The following is a 20,397-nucleotide window of genomic DNA, read 5'->3' as shown; positions in this document are numbered from 1 at the left end:
CTGCTGGCCGCGGCCGGTGCGTGGAGTTCGTTGAGCGCTACCTACGCCGCGGTCGCCGCGGAGTTGTCCGCGCTGTTGGGTGCGGTTGAAGGGGGGTCCTGGGAAGGGCCCACTGCGGCCAGGTACGCCGCCGCGCATGCGCCGTATCTGGCGTGGCTGATGCGGGCCAGTGTGAACAGCGCGGGCATGGCCGCTCAACACGAGACGGCGGCCGCGGCCTATACCGCCGCGCTGGCGGCCATGCCGACCCTTCCCGAGCTGGCCGCCAACCATGCGGTCCACGCGGTCCTGGTGGCCACCAATTTCTTCGGGATCAACACCATCCCGATCGCGCTCAACGAGGCTGACTACACGCGAATGTGGGTCCAGGCGGCCACCACGATGACCACCTATCAGGCGGTTTCGGGGGCGGCGGTGGCAGCGGCACCGCGAACCGATGCGGCGCCCCAGATCATGCACGGCGACGCCGCAGGCGACGGCGGTGACGATAGCGGCGGAATCATCGACAACGACGGCGGGAACCCGAGGGAAGCGAGTTGGTGGATCAACCGCATCACCGAGATCACCGACACGCTGGGAAGGGACCTGGCGGAGTTTCCGTCTGATCCGGCCGCGGCGCTGCAGCAGATACTGAATGACATCCCGCTACTGATCGCCGACGAGATCGGGCATCTGTTTGAAGCTATCCAGGCGTTCCTTCCGGAACTGACGGCACTGGCAGTCAGCTCGCCACTTCTTCTGAGCCCCGCATTCCTCGGCGGCTTGGCTGCCTTGAGCGGTCTGGCCGCTGTGCAGCCGGCGGCGGTGCCCGAAGCAACGACACCGCTACCCGAGGTAACCAATCTGCCGGCGATCAGTGCATCCTCGGCCCCGAGCCCTGTCGCACTGGCGTCCCAGGGCACGGCACCGACCTCGGTCTCGACTCCCGCTACCGCACACACATTGACGACGACGGTCGCGACCGTGCCCACGACGCCGACGGGCCCGCCTCCCCCGCCCTACCCGTACTTGGTGGGCGGTCCGTTCATGGGGGCGGGCACAGGAATGAGCAGCAGCGCACAACGGAAAGCGCGCGAGCCCGAAATCACCGCGGCCGCAGCTGCGTCCGGCGCGTCGGCGCGGGAAAAGGAGCGTGCCCGTCGGCGCCGCCGAGCCGCAATGAATGAGCATGAGCGGGGACACCGGCACGAGTTCTTGGACCTGGACTCCGATGTAGAGCCGCCCCCTTCGACGGTGGCCTCGGATCAAAGCGGAGGGACGCTGGGTTTCACGGGAACGGCTCGCAAGGCCGCAGGCGCCGCCGCCGGTCTGACAACCCTGACGGATGACGGGTTCGGTGGTGGCCCGAAGGTGCCCATGATCCCGGGAACGTGGGAGCCCGACCCGGACCGGCCGTAGTCGCCGACGGGCGCGCGAGGGCGCGCAAATTGCCGGTCAAACCGTCGTTTCCGGGTACATATGCGGCAGAGCGACGGCTACTAGCCGGATTCGTCGGGATCCCAGGTGCCGGGCAGCATCGGCTCCCGCGGGCCGCCACCGAACTCATCGCCGGCCAACGCGGTCAGTCCTGCCGCCTGCGGGGCCATTTCCCGGCGCATCGTCCCCGCAAAACCCACGGGGCCCGCACCCTGGTCGGATGCCGAGGCACCGAATGGCGGTGTGTCCGAATCGGAATCCAGGTCCATGTACTCGTCGCGATGGCCGCGTTCGCCGACCGTCGTTTTCCGGCGCCGACGGGCGCGCCGCTGCGCACGCGCCGCCGCCTGTGCCGCCGCAGCGGCCGCCTCGGCGGCGGAGTCGGAGGCCGGCTCTTCGGCCTTGGCGCGGGCCGACATCCCCGAGCCGAACCCGATCCCGGGACCGCCGCCGACGAGATAGGGCGGAAAGCCCCCAATTCCATTGGCGGTCAGCGCGGGCGCCGGGGCGGAGGCAGGGGCGGTAGCCGACGCGGGTGCCGAGGCCGACGTGGGAGCGGTGGCCGGCGCGGTGACGGGCGCGGCCGACCCGGAGGTCGGCACGACGACGGGCGGCGGCGCGGGGGCCGGCGCCGGCGGCGCTACCGGCACCGCGATCGGCTCGATGCCGGGCAGCCCGGCCAGCGCGGCCAACCCGACTATCGCCCCCACACCGGCGGCGCCGGCGCCAACCGCGAGGCCGAGCAACTGCGGGCCTATGAAAGGGGCCAGCTGAAGAATGTGAGTCGGCCAGTCGAACAACTCGAGTTGGATCAGATACCAAAACGCCAGAATCGGATTTTCGAACAGCAATTTGATGAACTGCTCAAACTGCTGAAGCAGTTCCAGCGCCCGAGCCACCCACCACATCGGGTCGAGCGGGCTCGTATAGGAGTCGAACGGCAGTCCGTTGAGCGTGCCTGCGGCCGGGTCCCAATTAATCCAGCCGTTGGTGGCCTCGCGAAGGAAGTTCGCGATGGCGGTGTCCAGCTCGCTCTCGAAACCGTGGTCGTGGTCGTCGCCGGAATCCAGCGTCTGCGCATCGGATTTCAGGATCTGCGGCGCCGGCGTCGTAGTCGGCGTCGACACCACCGCCGTGTCGGACACTGCTTCGTAGGTCGCCATTGTAGTGGCGGCCTGGACCCACATCCGCGCATAATCCGCCTCGTTCAGCGCGATCGGAATCGTGTTTATCCCAAAGAAATTCGTCGCGACCAAGACACCGTGCACGGTGTGGTTGGCGGCCAGTTCCGGCAATGTCGGCATCGCCGCCAGCGCCGCGGCGTAGGCCGCGGCCACGGTCTCATGCCGGGCGGCGGCTTCCGCGCTGTTCGCGCTGGCCTGCGTCAGCCACGCCAGGTATGGCACATGTGCGGCCACGTACTGCGTCGCGGTGGGGCCTTCCCATGCTCCGCCTTGCACCGCGCCCAGCAATGCTACGAGTTCGTCTGCCGCCGAGGCATATTCGGTGCTCAGCGACGACCACGCCGCGGCCGCAGCCAACAACGGACCCGGCCCGGGTCCGGCGCTGAGCAACGCCGAATGCACCTCGGGCGGTGCGGCCATCCACACCGGCGCCGTCATGGGACACCACAGCGCACGATGCGCAACGTCACGACAGGTACTCCTCGGGCTGGAGAGTCTTACCAGCCGGGAAGCTTAATGAATATGATTGTCGTTTTCAACTGTTGAGGCGCGATGCACCCCGCGCGCTACACCAACGGCCGGCCCGTCCGGATCCGGCGATCCAGGTCCCAGAGCATGAAGTTGAACGGAAACTCGCGGACAATCCGCGGCAACAGGTTGTTCAACGTGGCCAGCACGGCCATCAGCCGGTCGAAGCGCCGCTGTTTGGCGGCATCCCACGGCAACCGCATCTCGTCGCGGAACCGTTGCGGCAGAAAGCCGGTCGTGATCAGCAAGGCAAAGCTCTCCGACCACCTGCGCAGCGGCCCGGGCAGGGTAACCCCGCGAACCCTGGACACCGCTATCGGATAGAGGAATTCGCGGACAGTGTCGTCGATATGCACCTTTTCCAGGGACTCCTGCCAGTACCGGTCGAAGGCCGCTCGGTCCGGCGGCCACATTTCCGGCGGCACCTGCAGGGTGGTGCCGATCGACATGCCCTCGCGGTAGAGGCGATCGGCCTCCTCGTCGTCCAGCTCACCGACGAAGGTGCGGTAGATGTCGACGCCGCCCTTGTAGATACAGGCCGCCACCCACAGCTGCAATTCGGGGTCGAATGCGTTGTAGGACACCGGGCTTTCCGGCGTGGAATAGACCTGCGCGTGCGCGCGGTTCACGGCGCGGCGAAAGGCGGCCTTCTGTGTCTCGGTGCCGGAGTTGGCCACCGCGATGTAGGTGAAGGTGGTGCGGGCGCGCTTGATGGGATGGCGGTCGATCCGGCCGCTCTCGACCCGGCTCTCCGCCACGCCGTGGCCGACGCCGGGGCGCGCCAGCTCCATGATCACGTTGGCCGGCCCGGCCAGCAGTGCCACTCCCATCAAGCCGTAGTCCTCGGCGAGCCGTCGTCGGCGTTTGCGACGGTTTGCACGGGCCGGATCGGAAATCGGGCGCTCAACATGGGGTACGAGCTGCTGAACTGTCTCTTGAATCGCCATCTGATAGCTCCCGCCACATTCGTCCCGCAAATTGTGAGAACGCTTGTTTCCTGATTTTGGCGGTACTCTGCTCTGGTGTCAAGGTGGGTGAGGCCGGGGTGAGCCCGAGCACGCGGCCCTACCGCGGTGTCGACGCCGCCGCACGGCTGGCCGAGCGTCGCGGCCGGCTGCTCGACGCGGGCCTGGATCTGCTGGGCTCCGACCAGCCGGACATTGCGGCGCTGACGGTCCGGGGCGTGTGCCGCCGGGCCGGCCTGGCATCTCGATACTTCTATGAAAGTTTTGCCGACAAAGACGAATTCGTCAGCGGTGTCTTCGACTGGGTGGTTGCCGATCTGGCAGCTACCACGCAGGCCGCGGTGGCCGCCGTCCGGCCAGAAGAGCAGACTCGCGCAGGGATGGCCAACATCGTGCGCACCATCGCCAATGATGCCCGGGTAGGCCGGCTGCTGTTCAGCACGCAGCTCGGCGATCCCGTGATCGTGCGCAAGCGCGTCGAATCCAGCGCGCTGTTCGCCATGCTGTACGGGCAACACGCCGTCAATGCGCTGCGGGCCCCGGCAAACGACCGCATCAAAGCCGGGGCACACTTCGCTGTCGGCGGCGTCGGACAAACCATCAGCGCCTGGCTGGCGCACGACGTGCGGATGGAAGAAGAGCAGTTCGTCGAACTCTTGGCTTCGCTGCTCGACGAACTCACCGAGCCGACGCTGTACCGCGTCACGGAAACAGCGGCAGCTGCCAAAGGCGCATCCCCGGCTTGAGCAGGTATAACCGCATCATTGTGATCCGGATGATGCGCAAGGCACTGCTGATCAGGAAGATCGCTATCGGGAGTTCGATCAGTAGCGCGGTCACCAGTGACAGCCAGATGTCAGCGGGTCCCGCCGTCATCAGGTCGAACCACGCATCGCAGATCAGCAGCACCCCGGAGGTGAAAGCGGCAAGCAGCAGCACCTGACGGCGCAGGTAGCCCAGAATGGCCGTCGCCAACATGAACGCGACCAGCAATACGTCGAAGCCGACCCAGGTCACGTCCCAGTTGTGGGCTACGTACTTCTGCGGCAGTGTCATCGAGAGATACCCGATCCAGGGAATCAGCGCGATCGAGCCACCGACCAGCAGGCCTAACCGGATACGCCGTACCCGCACCAGAAACTCCGGGTCAACCAGCTGGTGAAGCGGCTTCTCCAGGCGGCGGATCAACTCTCGCCGCTCCTCAGGCGTCAGCGCCGCGATCTGAGTGTCGGTCAGGATGCCGTCGGTGATCATGGACTACTTCACCGCAGCCACCGGTGGTCGGCGGTCGGCCGCGGTCTTGGGTACGGTCTGAGTGTCGCTGTCGGTGAATTCCTTTATCCAGCAGGCGAATTCCAGCGTGATGCCGTCGGGATCCTGGAAGTAGAACGAACGCACGTAAACCCCGGGATGCACGGTCGCCGATACCTGCATCTCGCTCTCGTCGTGGTTGAGCACCGGGCCGACGCGCACACCCTTGTCTTTGAGCCGCTGCCGGTAGGCGTCGAACTTTTCGGCAGGCACGTGAAAGGCCAGATGGTTCATGGTGCTCACCGCACTGGTGATGTCACCGATGCCCGGGATGGCTCCGGGCGACGAGATGCCCGGTACGCGATCGGGTGCGTCGGCGAACCAGAAGAAAGCCACGCAGTCGCCGTTGCCGGCGTCGAAGAAGAAATGCTGCCCCTGACCGCCGGGCAGATCGAGTGACTTGATCAGCGGCATCCCCAGGACGTTGGTGTAGAAGTCGACAGTGCGCGCCATATCCGAACAGACCAGGGCGACATGATTTATCCCGCCGAGCTCGAACTCCGAGTTGGTGTTGTGCGGCTTGATTGCGTTGTTCGGACTCATCGCGGTGGGCTCCATCGTTTCGCGGGCCGTGCGGGCCGGCGCTGGCCAAGATCCAAAACTGAATCTAACATCAGATTCAGTTTGGATCCAGGGAGGTGCAGGTGTCGACCGCGTTCGACGAGGCGGGCCGTCCCGCGCAACTCCCGACTCACCGGGGCCGGCGCACCCAGGCCGCGATCGACGCAGCCGCGCGAACTGTCGTCGCGCGCAAGGGAATTCTCGCAACCACTATCGCCGATATCGCCGCTGAAGCGGGCCGCTCGGCGGCATCGTTCTACAACTACTACGACTCCAAGGAGGCGATGGTCCGCCAGTGGGCGCTGCGCTTCCGCGACGAGGCCAACCAGCGGGCGCTTTCGGTGACCCGGCACGGCCTGACCAATCGGGAGCGCGCCCACGAGGCCGCCGCCGCACACTGGCATACCTACCGCAACCGGCTCGCCGAGGTGATCAGCGTATCGCAGCTGGCGATGGTCAACGACGACTTCGCGCGCTACTGGGCCGAGATGTGCTCGATCCCAATATCATTCATCGCCGAGTCGGTTCGGCGCGCTCAGGCCGACGGCTACTGTCCGGAGGACGACCCGCAGCTGATCGCCGAGGCGCTCGTGGCCATGTTCAACCAGTTCTGCTACATCCGGCTCAGCGGGTCCGACACAGGCGAAGGCTCGACGGACGACGAGGCCTGCATCAAGACGCTCGCCAACATCTACTACCGAGCCGTCTACAGCCGGGAGGAACACTCACATTGAATCGTCAGGCCGGCACGGCCGGGGTTATCCGGGAGTTCGTCGGGCTGCCGTCGCGCACCGCCGGACGCGCCGGCGCGGGCGGGCATCCCTGTCAAGGGCTGTATTACCGCGGGCCGGGCCGCAAGCCGACGGTGGCGATGATCGCCACGCACTACCAGATCGACTTTTCCGAGCACTACATCGCGGACTACATGGCCACCCGCGGGATCGGTTTTCTGGGCTGGAACACCAGGTTCCGCGGCTTCGAGAGCAGCTTCCTGCTGGATCACGCACTGGTCGACATCGGGGTTGGGGTGCGGTGGTTGCGCGAGGTTCAGGGCATGGAGACTGTTGTGCTGCTTGGGAATTCGGGAGGTGGTTCACTGATGGCCGCCTACCAGTCGCAGGCGGTGGAACCGAATGTGACCCCGTTGGAAGGGATGCGGCCCGCGGCAGGCCTGGCCGACCTGCTGCCCGCTGACGGGTATGTCGCCACCGCCGCACACCCGGGCCGCCCCGAGGTGCTGACGGCCTGGATGGACGCCGCCGTCATCGACGAAAACGACCCGATCGCAACCGATCCCGACCTTGACCTGTTCGACGAGCGCAACGGACCGCCGTTCTCGCCGGAGTTCGTCGGCCGCTACCGCGCGGCGCAGACCGCACGCAACCACGCCATCACCGAATGGGCCGAGACCGAGCTCAAACGTGTTCGCGCGGCGGGCTTTTCCGACCGGCCATTCACCGTGATGCGGACCTGGGCCGACCCGCGCATGGTCGATCCCACGATCGAACCGACCAAGCGTGCGCCGAACTCGTGTTACGCGGGCGTCCCGGCCAAGGCGAACCGCTCCGCGCACGGGATCGCCGCAGCGTGCACCCTGCGCAACTGGCTGGGCATGTGGAGTCTGCGGGTGGCACAGACCCGGGCCGAGCCGCACCTCGCGCGCATCACCTGCCCGGCGCTGGTGGTAAACGCCGAGGCCGACACCGGGGTGTTTCCCTCTGACGCGCAACGCATCTACGACGCGCTGGGCAGCACCGACAAAGCGCACGCCTCGATCGACACCGACCACTACTTCACCACACCGGGTGCGCGCAGCGAGCAGGCCGACACCGTCGCCGCCTGGATAAACCAGCGGTGGCGCTGAAGGCTCGTGTCCACCTGACGGCCGGCTTGACGGCCGAAGAGGCTGAACCGCTGTCGTCAACCAACCGCCCGGTTGTTAGCTTGGATGGTGGTTGTCCGAAAACAGGACCCCCGAAGCACCCAAAAGCAGGGAAGGCGACCAATGCCGATCGCGATAACGCCTGAGCATCAAGACCTGGCCGACTCGGTGCGATCTCTGGTGGCGCGGGTGGCGCCGTCCGAGGTGCTGCATGAGGCCATGGAGGCGCCCCTCGAGAACCCGCCGCCGTACTGGCAGGCGGCGGCCGACCAAGGCCTGCAGGGCGTGCATCTCGCGGAATCCGTTGGCGGACAAGGGTTTGGAATCCTGGAGCTGGCCATCGTATTGGCCGAGTTCGGCTACGGCGCGGTGCCCGGCCCATTCGTGCCGTCCGCGATCGCCAGCGCGCTGATCTCCGCCCATGACCCCGACGCCAAGGTGCTCGCGGAACTGGCGTCGGGCGCGGCCATCGCCGCCTATGCGCGCGAGTCCGCGCTGACCGCTACCCGGCACGGTCCCGAAGAAGAAGTGCTGGTGATCCGAGGGGAAGCCCGCGCGGTTCCGGCGGCAGCACAGGCGTCGGTGCTGGTGCTCCCGGTGGCGATCGACAGCGGCGAGGAATGGGTGGTGCTGCGCGCCGACCAATTGGAGATCGAATCCGTCAAAAGCATCGACCCGCTGCGACCCATCGCCCACGTGCGCGCCAACGCCGTCGAAATCGGCGACGACGCCGTACTGAGCAACCTGAGCACCACTACCGCACACGCGCTGATGTCCACCCTGCTGTCCGCCGAGGCCATCGGCGTCGCGCGGTGGGCGACCGACACCGCGTCGGAATACGCGAAAATCCGTGAACAGTTCGGCCGGCCGATCGGCCAGTTCCAGGCGGTCAAACACAAATGCGCGGAGATGACGGCCGACACCGAGCGGGCCACCGCGGCGGTGTGGGATGCCGCGCGCGCGGTCGACGAGGCCAGCGAGCATCTCGAGTTCGCTTCGGCGGTGGCCGCCACGCTGGCGCCGACCGCCGCCCAGCGGTGCACCCAGGATTGCATTCAGGTACACGGCGGCATCGGCTTCACCTGGGAGCACGACACCAACGTGTACTACCGGCGGGCGCTGGTGCTGGCCGCGGGTTTCGGCCGCGCCTCGGAGCACCCGCAGAAAGTCGTCGACACCGCGACCACCACCGGCATGCGCGCGGTGGACATCGACCTGGATCCCGACACCGAGAAGCTGAGAAGCGAAATCCGTTCCGAGGTAGCCGCATTCAAGGCCATGGATCGAGAGGCGCGCAAGGTCGCGCTCGCCGAGGGCGGATGGGTGCTGCCGTACCTGCCCAAGCCGTGGGGACGCGCGTCCAGCCCGGTCGAGCAGATCATCATCGCCCAGGAGTTCGCCGCGGGCCGGGTGAAGCGAACGCCGGTAGGCATCGCGGCGTGGATCATCCCGTCCATCGTCGCCTTCGGCACCGAGGAGCAGAAGCAGCGGTTCCTGCCACCGACCTTCCGCGGCGAAATGATCTGGTGTCAGCTGTTCTCCGAGCCGGGCGCCGGATCGGACCTGGCCGGGCTCTCAACCAAGGCCATTCGGGTCGACGGAGGCTGGCGCATCACCGGGCAGAAGATCTGGACCACGGCCGCGCAGTTCTCGCAGTGGGGCGCGCTGCTGGCGCGGACCGACCCGAACGCCCCTAAACACAACGGCATCACCTACTTCCTGCTCGACATGAAAAGCGAAGGCATACAGGTCAAACCGCTGCGAGAGCTCACCGGCCAGGAATTTTTCAACACGGTCTACATCGACGACGTATTCGTGCCTGACGAGTACGTGCTCGGTGAGGTGAATCGCGGTTGGGAGGTCAGCCGCAATACCCTGACGGCGGAACGTGTTTCGATCGGCGGCAGCGACGCGAACTTCCTGGCCACCCTGCCGGAGTTCGTCGATTTCGTACGTGACAGCCAACTCGACCAAGTTGCGCAGCACCGCGCGGGGCAGCTGATCGCCGAGGGCCACGCCGCCAAGGTGCTCAACCTACGTTCGACGCTGTTGACGCTTGCCGGTGGCGACCCGATGCCGTCGGCGGCGATTTCCAAGTTGCTGTCCATGCGCACAGGCCAGGGATACGCGGAATTCGCGGTGTCGTCGTTCGGCACCGACGCCGCGATCGGCGACCCCGACGAGTTGCCGGGAAAGTGGGGTGAATACCTGTTGGGCAGCCGGGCCACCACCATCTACGGCGGCACCTCGGAGGTGCAGCTCAACATCATCGCCGAACGGCTGCTGGGCCTGCCGCGCGATCCCTGACTCCTCAAGCAGCCACGAAAGTCCCTACCAGCGGCCGGGTTTGGGGCTTTTGCGTCCGCTCCCCGATGGGGCGATGGTATACTGATGTACTGAGTTACTGATGTGCGTCGCGCGAAAGGAGGTGGCCCCGTGAGCGTCAACCCAGGTCCCAACGAACTCGGCGGCTCGCATCGTCCTCAAACTCCACCACCCGGGGATGCGGTGCCCACCGTGCGGCTCAGCCACCTCCGCCAGTCGCCGCAACAGATGGTCAGCCCGGTCCGCGAACAGGCAGCCCGCGGCGCTCAACGCACCCGCCGAACCGTCGACCTGCCCGTCGCAACCCATCGAGCCCTCGACATCTGGCAGCGAGACGCGGCCGACCGGCTGGGAGTGGCCCGGGTGACCGGGCAGGAGGTACTGGCCGCGCTCGTCGACCAGCTTCTGGCCGACCCCAAGCTGGCCGCACAGATCACTCGCGCCATCCAGGCCCGCCGCTGACCGGCGGAAGGCACACTCAACAGACGCAAAAGCCCCGAAATCCGCAAGGATCAGGGGCTTTCGCGTCTTCTCACGCTGGCTAGTCGACGTCCATCTCACGCAGTTCGCGCTTGAGGATCTTGCCGGTCGGGTTACGCGGCAATTCGTCGAGGAAGATCACTTCCCGCGGCACTTTGTAGCGTGCCAACTCCTCCTTCACGTGCTTCTTGAGGGTGTCCTCGTCGACGTCGGAGCCTTCTTTCTTGACCACGAACGCGCGCAGCCGGTGGCCCCACTCCTTGTCTTCGACGCCGATGGCGGTGGCCTCGACCACGTCGGGATGCCCGCTGAGACAATCCTCGACTTCCGCCGGGAAGACGTTCTCGCCGCCGGACACGATCATCTCGTCGTCGCGGCCGCTGACGTACAACAGTCCGTCCTCGTCGAAGTATCCGACGTCGCCCGAGGACATCAAGCCGTCGATGATCTGCTTGTGGCCGCCGCCGGTGTAGCCCTCGAACGGGAAGGCGTTGCCGACGAAGATCCGCCCGACCTCGCCCTGGGGCTTCTCCTTGCCGTTGTCGTCGAGGATCTTCACCTTCACACCCTTGACGACCGGACCGACCGTCGCCGGGTTCTTCTCCAGATCCTTGGGACCGGCGATGGTGGCAAACGCAATCTCGGTCGAGCCGTACATGTTGTAGATGACCGGGCCGAAATCCTTGAGCGCGCGGGTAGCCAGCTCGGCTCCCAACTGCGATCCGGACACGAAGATGATCTTCAAATTGGACAGGTCGGGCTTCTTGTCCATTTTTTCGATCGCGTCGAGGAGCCGTGACAGCATCACCGGCACCACGACCATGGCGGTCACCTTGTACTTTTCGAGGTCTTCCAGCACCAGCGGCGGCTTGAACTTGCGCCGCAGCACCAGCGTCGAACCCAGGAACATGGCGATGGTGGCGTGCAGATAACCCAGCGCGTGGAACATCGGCGCCGGCAGCGAGGTGATCTCGTTGGCCTTGAACGGCACGTGCGACAAAATGCCGCCGACCGGGGCCAGGGTGGGCGGTGTGCTGCGGTTGGCCCCCTTCGGGGTGCCGGTGGTCCCGCTGGTCAGGATGATGATCGACGCGTGCTTGCTGGCCTTGGGGGCGGGATCCTTGCTGCTGCGCTCGATCAGGTCGGCGAGCGTTTCGTCGTCGCAGGGCGTCTGCTCGTCGCTGTCGGGGTTGGTGGCGAGCGCGCGCAGCTTGCCCAGCTCGGGCTCGGCCTTCTTGACGACGTCGCAGTATTCCTGGTCGTAGATGATCAGTTTGGCGCCTTCGCGCTCCGACACCTCTTTTACCTGCGGGCCGGAAAACTCGCTGTTGAGCAGTATGAGGCGGGCGCCCGTCCGGGCAGCGCCGTAGTTGGCGATCAGGTACCAGCGGTGGTTGCGCGCCAGGATCGCCACGCCGTCGCCAGCCTTGACGCCCTTCTCGATCAGGCCATTGGCCACCGCGTGGGCGGCTTCGTCGAGCTCCCGATAGCTGAATTCGCCGTCTTCGTCGATGCACGCCGCACGGTCGGGATGGCGTCTGGCGTTGAGTGACGGCAGCATGCCGAACTCGCCCCACTTAGCGATTTCGGCTGCCATCGCCGCGGTTTTGAGCGGCGACTCCAGCCGGAACGCACCCGCTTCGAAGATCTTGCGGACGTAGTGCAGTTCGGCTGCGCCGCGTTCAACATATTGCTGAACCTTGGCCGGGATCTGCCCTGGCAGGTCGCTGAGATTAGGCATGGTCTCACCCTATGTGACGTAGGTCGCAATGCGGTTGGAAACTTTGCGTATAACTACCCTGTACCCATGACCAAACCGGTGACACTCGAAGTTGCCGGACGCGAGGTCACCATCACCCACCCGGACAAGGTGATCTTTGAACCGCACGGCGGAGCACCCGCCTATACCAAGCTTGACCTGGTCCGTTACTACCTCACGGTCGCCGAAGGGGCGCTGCGCGGCGTGGCCGGGCGCCCGATGATCCTGAAGCGCTTCGTCAAGGGCATCTCCGTCGAGGCGGTCTTTCAGAAGCGGGCGCCGGCCAACCGGCCGGACCGGGTGGACGTTGCCGAACTGCGCTACGCGTCGGGCACGTCGGCCAAGGAGGCGGTAATCCACGACGCCGCGGGGCTGGCGTGGGTGATCAACCTGGGGTGCGTCGACCTCAACCCGCATCCGGTGCTCGCCGGGGACCTCGATCATCCCGACGAACTGCGGGTGGACCTCGACCCGATGCCCGGGGTGTCCTGGCAGCGAATCGTCGATGTGGCGCTGGTGGCCCGCGAGGTGCTCGAGGACTACGGCTTGGTCCCCTGGCCGAAGACATCCGGCTCGAAAGGTTTCCACGTCTACGCCCGGATCGCCCCGCGCTGGACCTTCAAGCAAGTACGCCTGGCCGCCCAGACCGTTGCCCGCGAGGTCGAACGCCGCATCCCCGACGCCGCAACCAGCCGCTGGTGGAAAGAAGAACGCGAAGGAGTGTTCGTCGACTTCAACCAGAACGCCAAAGACCGAACGGTGGCGTCGGCCTACTCGGTGCGCGCGACTCCGGACGCCCGGGTGTCCACCCCGCTGCATTGGGACGAGGTCGCCGACTGCCGCCCCGATGCGTTCACGATCGCCACCGTGCCGGCCCGGTTCGCCGAAATAGGTGACCCCTGGGCAGACATGGACTCAGCCGTCGGAGAGCTCGACCGCCTGCTGATCCTGGCCGAAGAAATGGGGCCGCCGGAGCGCGCGCCGAAAAACACGAGAAGCACGGCACGAGGCCGCGACGGCAGGCGGGTCTCGTCGATGCCGCTGATCGAGGTCGCCCGCACCAAGACCCGCGACGAGGCGATGGCCGCGCTGGACACCTGGCGCGATCGTCATCCGGCTGCGGCCGATCGCCTGCAGCCGGCCGACGTCCTGGTCGACGGCATGCGCGGGCCCAGTTCGATCTGGTACCGGATCCGGATCAACCTGCAGCACGTCCCGGTCGACCAGCGCCCGCCGCAGGAAGAGCTGATCGCCGATTACAGCCCGTGGGAGCGATATCACCCCAAACCTCGGCCGCGTGGCTGAGCAGCGCGCGAAGCACGCGATACTCTCACGCTGTGCGCCAGGGATGGAGTCGACGGGGATTCTTCCAGCTCGCCGGGGTCGCGGGACTGCTCGCCGCGGGGGCATCGGAGTCCTTGGCCGGGTGTTCGGCGCCGAAGCCGGGACCCGGTTCCTCCGGCGGCGGATCGGTGACGATCACCCACCTGTTCGGTCAGACCGTGGTCAAGCAGCCGCCCAAGCGAGTGGTCAGCGCCGGATATACCGAGCAAGACGACCTGCTCGCCGTCGGCGTGGTGCCCGTCGCGGTGACCAACTGGTGGGGTGACCAGCCATTCGCGGTGTGGCCGTGGGCTCAGCCCAAGCTCGGCGATGCCAGACCGATCGTGCTGAACCTGGACAACGGGATTCCGGTGGACCAGATCGCCGGCCTGAAACCGGACCTGATCGTGGCGACCAACGCAGGCGTGGACGCCGACACCTATCAGAAGCTGTCGGCAATCGCCCCGACCATCCCGCAGTCGGGTGAGGACGCGTTCTTCGAGCCATGGAAAGACCAGGCAACCGCGATCGGCCAGGCTGTGTTTCAGGCCGATCAGATGAAGTCGCTGGTTGATGCCGTCGACCAAAAGTTCGCCGCTGTGGCCCAAAAGAATTCGCAATGGAAGGGCAAGAAGGCGCTGCTCATGCAGGGCCGGCTCTGGCAGGGGACTGTGGTTGCGACGGCGGCGGGCTGGCGCACTGATTTCCTCACCGAGATGGGTCTGGCGATCGCCGACAGCATCAAAGAATTCGGCGCCGATCACCGCGCCGTGATCCCGCGCGATCACATCAAAGCGGTGCTGGATTCTGCCGACGTGGTGATCTGGTCCACCGAGAGTCCCGACGATCAGAAGGCGCTGCTGGCCGATCCCGAGGTGGCGGGCGCCCAGGCGACCGCACAGAGCCGGCACATCTTCACGTCCAAGGAGCTTGCCGGCGCGATCGCGTTCGCTTCACCGCTGAGTTACCCGATGGTCGCCGATCAGCTGCCTCCGCTGATCGGCAAGATCCTGGGTTGATCCGGTGGTCCCCAAAGGTATCTGAGCGTTTGCTAAGGCACCTCTGGCAGTGCTCGAAAATCCACGGAAGATCCTCGCCGAGCCCGTGACTGCGGCGCTACCGTCGTTTTATGAGCGTGACGGATCTCTCCGCGGACCTCTCGGTCGGTCCGGCGAAAAACCTTGCCATCGCCGATTACGGTGACCAAGCGCTGCTGCTGCAATTCGACAGCACCACCGAGGTATTGGCGTGGACGGCCGCTTTGCGGGAGGCGGCCCTGCCCGGTGTGCTCGACATCGTCCCGGCGTCGCGCACCGTCCTGGTGAAGCTGGACGGCCCGCGCTACCAGGCGGGGACCCGTCACCGGCTGCGCAAGTTGCGGGTCGCCCCCGAACCGGCACCGCCCGCGTCGTCCGAGCGCACCGCGGACGTGGTGATCGACGTCGTCTATGACGGCCCCGACCTCACCGAGGTCGCCGGCCACACCGGACTGAGCACCGCCCAGGTCATCCACGCACACACCGCCACCCTGTGGCGGGTGGGATTCTGTGGATTCGCACCGGGTTTCGCGTACTTGGTCGACGGCGACCCCCGGCTGCGGGTGCCGCGCCGGCCCGAGCCGCGAACGTCGGTTCCCGCCGGCGCGGTCGCCCTGGCCGACGAGTTCAGCGCGATATATCCCCGGCAGTCGCCCGGCGGGTGGCAGCTCATCGGCCACACCGAAGCCGTGCTGTGGGATCTCGACCGGCCCAACCCGGCGTTGCTGACACCGGGTATGTGGGTCCAGTTCCGGGCGGCGTGACGGCGTTGAGAGTGGCTTAAGGGAGGCACCGTGGCAACTCTGGAAATTTTGCGCACCGGACCGCTGGCCGTCGTCCAGGACCTGGGCCGAACGGGTCTGGCGCACATCGGCGTCGGCCGGTCCGGAGCCGCCGACCGCCGTTCCCACACCCTGGCCAACCGGCTGGTGGCCAACCCCGACGACCGAGCCACCGTCGAGGTGACATTCGGCGGATTCTGCGCCCGGGTCCACGGCGGCGACGTCGACATCGCGGTGACAGGTGCCGACACTGACCCGACGGTCGACGGAATCACGTTCGGCACCAACAGCATTCAGCATGTGCGCGACGGCCAGGTGATCTCACTTGGCGCTCCCCGGGCCGGGTTGCGGACCTATCTGGCGGTACGCGGTGGCATCTGCGTCAAACCGGTGCTGGGTTCACGCAGTTACGACGTCATGTCTGCGATAGGCCCGGCGCCGCTACAGGCCGGCGACGTGGTCCCGGTCGGTGAGCACACCGACGACTATCCCGAGCTCGAACAGGCCCCGGTAGCAGCGATCAACAGGCAAATAGTGGAGCTCATGGTGGTGCCCGGGCCGCATGACGACTGGCTGGTGGATCCCGACGCGCTGGTGCACACGATCTGGATGGCCTCCGATCGCAGCGACCGGGTGGGGATGCGGTTGGTGGGCCGTCCCCTGCAATACCGCAATCCGGGCCGGCAACTGCCCAGCGAAGGTGTCACTCGCGGCGCGATTCAGGTGCCGCCCAACGGGTTACCGGTGATTCTGGGTCCCGATCACCCGGTGACCGGCGGTTACCCGGTGGTGGGCGTCGTGATCGACGAGGACATCGACAAGCTCGCGCAGGTGCGGCCTGGTCAGCACGTGCAGCTGCACTGGGCGCGGCCCCGGTTGCCGCATGGGGCCCGGCTCAGCGCAGCTACCCCGAGTTGGCCATGACCGTGGCCGCAAACCCGTAGGGCGAAGCCAAAGGGACGCAGGGTTGCCCAGCCAGGTACACACCGCCCGCCTGGTCCACACCGCTGATCTCGACATCGAGGCCCGCGAACGCGTCCGCGAAATGGTCACCGACGCCTTTGCCGGCGACTTCACCGAAACCGATTGGGAGCACACGCTGGGCGGCATGCACGCCCTGATCTGCCGGCACGGCGCGATCATCGCGCACGCCGCGGTGGTCCAGCGCCGGTTGTACTACCGCAGTGCCGCGCTGCGCTGCGGATACGTCGAAGGTGTTGCGGTACGCGAGGATTGGCGCGGCAAGGGCCTGGTGACCGCGCTACTGGACGGCGTCGAGCAGGTGATGCGTGGCGCCTACCAGCTCGGGGCGCTCAGTTCCTCGGACCGCGCCCGCGGTCTCTATACGTCGCGCGGCTGGTTGCCCTGGCGCGGCCCGACGTCGGTGCTGTCACCCACCGGCCCGACTCGTACGCCCGAGGACGACGGATCGATATTCGTGCTGCCGGTCGGAATCAGCCTGGATACTTCGGCGGAGCTGATGTGCGATTGGCGCGCAGGGGATGTCTGGTAGCGGGTTGGTGAAGTGTGTTGACTGTCACACGAATCGACTGACGCTCACACCGTCGGCTCGGTGCGGGTGAGCGGAATTTCATCCCCGGGTCACTGTCGGCAGAGTCGTGGGCAACAAAGGATTCCTAGCGTGATCGCCAAGAGCGATGACGTGAGGAGCTTTCGGTATGCGTATAGGCCGTTCTCATCTTCTTTTGGACTGGGATCCGGAAGACGCTGCGGCCTGGGAAGCCGGCAACAAGAAGATCGCCCGGCGCAACCTGATCTGGTCAGTGGCAGCCGAACACGTCGGGTTCTCGATCTGGTCCATCTGGTCGGTGATGGTCCTGTTCATGCCGACGTCCGTGTACGGCCTGTCGGCCGGTGACAAGTTCCTGCTGGGTGCCACCGCGACCCTGGTCGGCGGCTGCCTGCGATTCCCCTACACGTTCGCCACCGCGAAGTTCGGTGGACGCAATTGGACCGTCTTCTCCGCTCTGGTGCTGCTGATTCCCACCGTCGGGACCCTGCTGCTGCTGGCCCATCCGGGCCTGCCGCTGTGGCCGTACCTGGTGTGCGCCGCACTGGCCGGCCTCGGCGGCGGCAACTTCGCCTCGTCGATGACCAACATCAACGCCTTCTATCCGCAGCGGCTCAAAGGTTCGGCGCTGGCGCTCAACGCCGGTGGCGGCAACCTCGGAGTGCCGGTGGTCCAGCTGGTCGGTCTGCTGGTGATCGCCACAGCCGGCAACCGGCAGCCCTATTGGGTGTGCGCCATTTATCTGGTGCTGCTGGCGATCGCGGGAATCGGCGCGGCACTGTACATGGACAACCTGCCGCAATACCGCATCCAGATGAGCACCATGCGAGCGGTGCTGTCCGAGCCGCACGCATGGGTGGTGGCGCTGCTCTACATCGGCACCTTCGGCTCGTTCATCGGGTTCTCGTTCGCCTTCGGTCAGGTACTGCAGATCAACTTCATCGCCGGTGGGCAAAGTACGGCGCAGGCCTCGCTGCACGCCGCCCAGATCGCTTTTCTGGGGCCACTATTGGGCTCGCTCTCCCGCGTTTACGGCGGCCGCCTCGCAGATCGCATCGGTGGCGGGCGCGTCACCCTCGCCGTCTTCTGCTCGATGCTGCTTGCCGCCGGAATAGTAATCAGCGCAAGCACTTTCGGCGAGAATACCGGACGGCCGGTACCCGCCGCGACGATGGTCGGCTACGTCGTCGGCTTCGTCGCACTGTTCGTCCTGTCGGGAATCGGCAATGGCTCGGTATACAAGATGATTCCGTCGATCTTCGAGGCACGCAGCCACTCTTTGCAACTCAGTGAATCCGAGCGCCGGGACTGGTCGCGCTCCATGTCGGGGGCACTGATCGGCCTGGCCGGGGCGATTGGCGCGCTCGGCGGCGTTGACGTCAATCTCGCACTGCGCCAGTCCTATCTGGACAGCGGCACGGCAACAGCGGCGTTCTGGGCCTTCGCCGTGTTCTACGTCGGCGCCGCGGTGCTGACCTGGGCGGTATACGTGCGCCGGCCGCTGGCAGCCCCCGTATCGGAGGCTCCGTCGCCGACGGAGCTGGCTTACGTCTGACGCCAAATGTATTCCAGCTCACACTCGTTCGCGTCGGCCTGACCGCGGCGGGCCTGCCAGTGATTTACCAGACAACTGGGATTCAACTTTCAGGCGATAACCGGCCATACCGAGTTGACGACCCGCGATCGGGAATGTGAGCATCGAAACCGCCAGCGGCGCATGGGTCTTCAGTCGAGTTCAGTGCGGCGCTCCATAGGGCCAAAGTCGGCCAGGCAGATTCAGCAGTGGAACGGCTCGACGAGAGGGTCTATGGGCTATGGCGGTGCATGCCAGCTTGCGCAGTTTCGGCGTCGTGGTCGGCCGCAACCATCGGATCACCGATTGGAATCCCGAAGACACCCCCGCCTGGGAGGCGGGTAACAAGCGCATCGCGCGACGCAACCTGATCTGCACCGTGGCGGGCGACCATGTGGCGTTTTCGATCTGGAGCCTCTGGTCCGTGATGACGTTGTTCATGCCGGCATCCGTCTATGGCTTGTCCGCCGGCGACAAGCTACTGCTGGGCGCCGTTGCCACCCTGGTGGGTGGCTGTGTGCGCATCCCTTACACCCTGGGCATTGCCGCGTTCGGCGGCCGCGCCTGGACGACGTTCTCGGCATTGGTGCTGTTGATCCCGACCGTCGGCACCATCGTGCTGCTGGCCAACCCGGGCCTGCCGCTGTGGCCGTATGTGTTGTGTGCTGCGCTCACCGGCTTGGGCGGCGGCAACTATGCGGCGTCGCTGGCCAACGTCAATGCCTTCTACCCGCAACGGCTGAAAGGCGCCGCATTGGCCGTCAACGCCGGTGGCGGCAACCTCGGCGTTGCGGTGATCCAATTGGTGGGCCTGCTGGCGCTGGCCGGCGCGGGACACGAAGCGCCCTACTGGGTTTGCGCGGTGTACCTGGTACTGCTGGCGGTCGTCGGGATTGCCGCGGCGCTGTTCATGGACAACCTCGACCATGGCATCGAGGTAAACCACCTGCGGTCGATCCTCTTCGACAGGCACACCTACGTAATCTCGCTGCTGTACATCTGCACCTTCGGCTCGTGGATCGGGTTCGCATTCGCATTCGGGCAGGTGATGCAGGTGAACTTCATGGCCAGTGGCGAAAGTGTCAGGCAGGCATCGCTGCACGCCGCGCGGATCGCGTTCCTAGGGCCGCTGCTGGGCTCGCTGGCCCGCGTCTACGGGGGCAAACTGGCCGATCGCCTCGGCGGCAGCCGGGTCACCCTGGGCGTCCTCGGAGGCATGATCGCGGCCGCCGGGCTGCTGGTCGCCATCAGCACGTTCGCCCACCGCGGCGGGGCCGGGGGTTCCGCGAGCTCCGCCGCCATGCTCGGCTACGTCGCCGGCTTCATGGCGTTGTTCGTGCTGTCCGGGATGGGCAACGGCTCGGTGTTCAAACTGATCCCGTCGGTCTTCGAAGCCCGCAGCCGCTCGCTGCATGTCGGCGAAGCCGAGCGCCGCCGTTGGTCACGCGCCATCTCGGGATCGCTGATCGGCTTCTGTGCAGCCGTCGGTGCACTCGGCGGCGTCGGGATCAACTTGGCGCTGCGCGAGTCCTACCTGCGCAGCGGCAGCGGAACCGCGGCCTATTGGGTATTCCTGAGTTCCTATGTCGGAGCTGCGATCCTGACCTGGGCAGTTTACGTGCGCCGGCCGACGCCGGCCACAGGCCTGCCCGGGTCGAATTACGAATCGGGGCTGGCACGTGTCTGAGCTCACGTGTGATTCACACCCCATCATGAGCAATGCGTCAGCAATTGCGCGGT

18 protein-coding genes are annotated in these 20,397 nt (G+C 66.3%); 13 read left to right on the top strand and 5 right to left on the bottom strand.

What is annotated here, in order from left to right:
* On the top strand, window positions 1-1,398 hold a 1,398-nt coding region (locus tag A5791_RS17505; protein ID WP_067239477.1), incomplete at its 5' end, for a PPE family protein.
* A gap of 80 nt (window positions 1,399-1,478) precedes the next feature.
* Here the strand turns inward: A5791_RS17505 and A5791_RS17500 are convergent.
* Both A5791_RS17500 and A5791_RS17495 read right to left on the bottom strand, forming a co-directional pair.
* Entirely contained in the window at window positions 1,479-3,038 is a 1,560-nt protein-coding gene (locus tag A5791_RS17500; protein WP_067239475.1) for a PPE family protein, read from the bottom strand.
* Window positions 3,039-3,166: 128 nt separating this feature from the next.
* The gene (locus A5791_RS17495) at window positions 3,167-4,075 is read right to left on the bottom strand and encodes an oxygenase MpaB family protein (protein ID WP_067239473.1); all 909 of its coding nucleotides are present in this window, start codon (window positions 4,073-4,075) and stop codon (window positions 3,167-3,169) included.
* 98 nt (window positions 4,076-4,173) lie between these two features.
* On the opposite strand from A5791_RS17495, the gene A5791_RS17490 reads away from it, so the two are divergent.
* Window positions 4,174-4,839, top strand: a complete 666-nt coding sequence (locus tag A5791_RS17490; protein ID WP_067239515.1) for a TetR/AcrR family transcriptional regulator — start codon at window positions 4,174-4,176, stop codon at window positions 4,837-4,839.
* Here the strand turns inward: A5791_RS17490 and A5791_RS17485 are convergent.
* Together A5791_RS17485 and A5791_RS17480 are read right to left on the bottom strand one after the other, a co-directional pair.
* Window positions 4,796-5,344: a hypothetical protein gene (locus A5791_RS17485; protein ID WP_067239512.1), complete on the bottom strand. Its 549-nt coding sequence runs from the start codon at window positions 5,342-5,344 to the stop codon at window positions 4,796-4,798. The genes A5791_RS17490 and A5791_RS17485 overlap by 44 nt on opposite strands.
* 6 nt (window positions 5,345-5,350) lie before the next feature.
* Window positions 5,351-5,947 carry a VOC family protein gene (locus tag A5791_RS17480; protein WP_067239508.1) on the bottom strand — a complete coding sequence of 199 codons (597 nt, stop codon included), beginning with the start codon at window positions 5,945-5,947 and terminating at the stop codon, window positions 5,351-5,353.
* 101 nt (window positions 5,948-6,048) lie between these two features.
* Here A5791_RS17480 and A5791_RS17475 point away from each other — a divergent pair, with 101 nt between their 5' ends.
* The 4 genes from A5791_RS17475 to A5791_RS17460 all read left to right on the top strand — a co-directional run bounded on the left by A5791_RS17475 (window position 6,049) and on the right by A5791_RS17460 (window position 10,634).
* Complete coding sequence (locus A5791_RS17475) at window positions 6,049-6,699, top strand: TetR/AcrR family transcriptional regulator (RefSeq protein ID WP_067239505.1); 651 nt, start codon at window positions 6,049-6,051, stop codon at window positions 6,697-6,699.
* Complete coding sequence (locus A5791_RS17470; RefSeq protein ID WP_067239470.1) at window positions 6,696-7,829, top strand: alpha/beta hydrolase; 1,134 nt, start codon at window positions 6,696-6,698, stop codon at window positions 7,827-7,829. Before A5791_RS17475 ends, A5791_RS17470 begins: the two co-directional genes overlap by 4 nt.
* A 141-nt stretch (window positions 7,830-7,970) precedes the next feature.
* Window positions 7,971-10,154 carry an acyl-CoA dehydrogenase gene (locus A5791_RS17465; RefSeq protein WP_067239468.1) on the top strand — a complete coding sequence of 728 codons (2,184 nt, stop codon included), beginning with the start codon at window positions 7,971-7,973 and terminating at the stop codon, window positions 10,152-10,154.
* Window positions 10,155-10,283: 129 nt separating this feature from the next.
* Window positions 10,284-10,634, top strand: a complete 351-nt coding sequence (locus A5791_RS17460) for an ATPase (protein WP_067239466.1) — start codon at window positions 10,284-10,286, stop codon at window positions 10,632-10,634.
* Between the two features lie 79 nt (window positions 10,635-10,713).
* On the opposite strand, the gene fadD2 is transcribed toward A5791_RS17460, so the two are convergent.
* The gene (gene fadD2, locus A5791_RS17455) at window positions 10,714-12,393 is read right to left on the bottom strand and encodes a long-chain-fatty-acid--CoA ligase FadD2 (protein WP_067239462.1); all 1,680 of its coding nucleotides are present in this window, start codon (window positions 12,391-12,393) and stop codon (window positions 10,714-10,716) included.
* A gap of 66 nt (window positions 12,394-12,459) precedes the next feature.
* Here fadD2 and A5791_RS17450 point away from each other — a divergent pair, with 66 nt between their 5' ends.
* The 7 genes from A5791_RS17450 (at window position 12,460) to A5791_RS17420 (ending at window position 20,344) form a co-directional block, all read left to right on the top strand.
* Complete coding sequence (locus A5791_RS17450; RefSeq protein WP_067239460.1) at window positions 12,460-13,716, top strand: DNA polymerase domain-containing protein; 1,257 nt, start codon at window positions 12,460-12,462, stop codon at window positions 13,714-13,716.
* 32 nt (window positions 13,717-13,748) lie between these two features.
* Window positions 13,749-14,753 carry an ABC transporter substrate-binding protein gene (locus A5791_RS17445; protein ID WP_067239458.1) on the top strand — a complete coding sequence of 335 codons (1,005 nt, stop codon included), beginning with the start codon at window positions 13,749-13,751 and terminating at the stop codon, window positions 14,751-14,753.
* 110 nt (window positions 14,754-14,863) lie between these two features.
* Complete coding sequence (locus A5791_RS17440) at window positions 14,864-15,535, top strand: allophanate hydrolase subunit 1 (RefSeq protein WP_067239456.1); 672 nt, start codon at window positions 14,864-14,866, stop codon at window positions 15,533-15,535.
* A gap of 30 nt (window positions 15,536-15,565) precedes the next feature.
* Complete coding sequence (locus tag A5791_RS17435) at window positions 15,566-16,477, top strand: 5-oxoprolinase/urea amidolyase family protein (RefSeq protein ID WP_067239454.1); 912 nt, start codon at window positions 15,566-15,568, stop codon at window positions 16,475-16,477.
* Window positions 16,478-16,520: 43 nt separating this feature from the next.
* A complete protein-coding gene (locus A5791_RS17430) occupies window positions 16,521-17,066 on the top strand; it encodes a GNAT family N-acetyltransferase (protein ID WP_067239451.1) in 546 nt (181 codons plus the stop codon).
* 172 nt (window positions 17,067-17,238) lie between these two features.
* Window positions 17,239-18,639 (top strand): NarK/NasA family nitrate transporter, encoded by a 1,401-nt coding sequence (locus A5791_RS17425; RefSeq protein ID WP_156661419.1) that lies wholly within the window; start codon window positions 17,239-17,241, stop codon window positions 18,637-18,639.
* A gap of 259 nt (window positions 18,640-18,898) precedes the next feature.
* On the top strand, window positions 18,899-20,344 hold the full coding sequence (locus A5791_RS17420) for an MFS transporter (protein ID WP_067239445.1): 1,446 nt from the start codon (window positions 18,899-18,901) through the stop codon (window positions 20,342-20,344).
* Window positions 20,345-20,397 lie beyond the last annotated feature (53 nt).

The sequence above is a fragment of the Mycobacterium sp. 852002-51163_SCH5372311 genome (assembly GCF_001667115.1).
Classification (GTDB): domain Bacteria; phylum Actinomycetota; class Actinomycetes; order Mycobacteriales; family Mycobacteriaceae; genus Mycobacterium.
The sequence above is the reverse complement of the archived record's forward strand: the minus strand, read 5'-3'. Positions and strand labels throughout refer to the sequence as shown.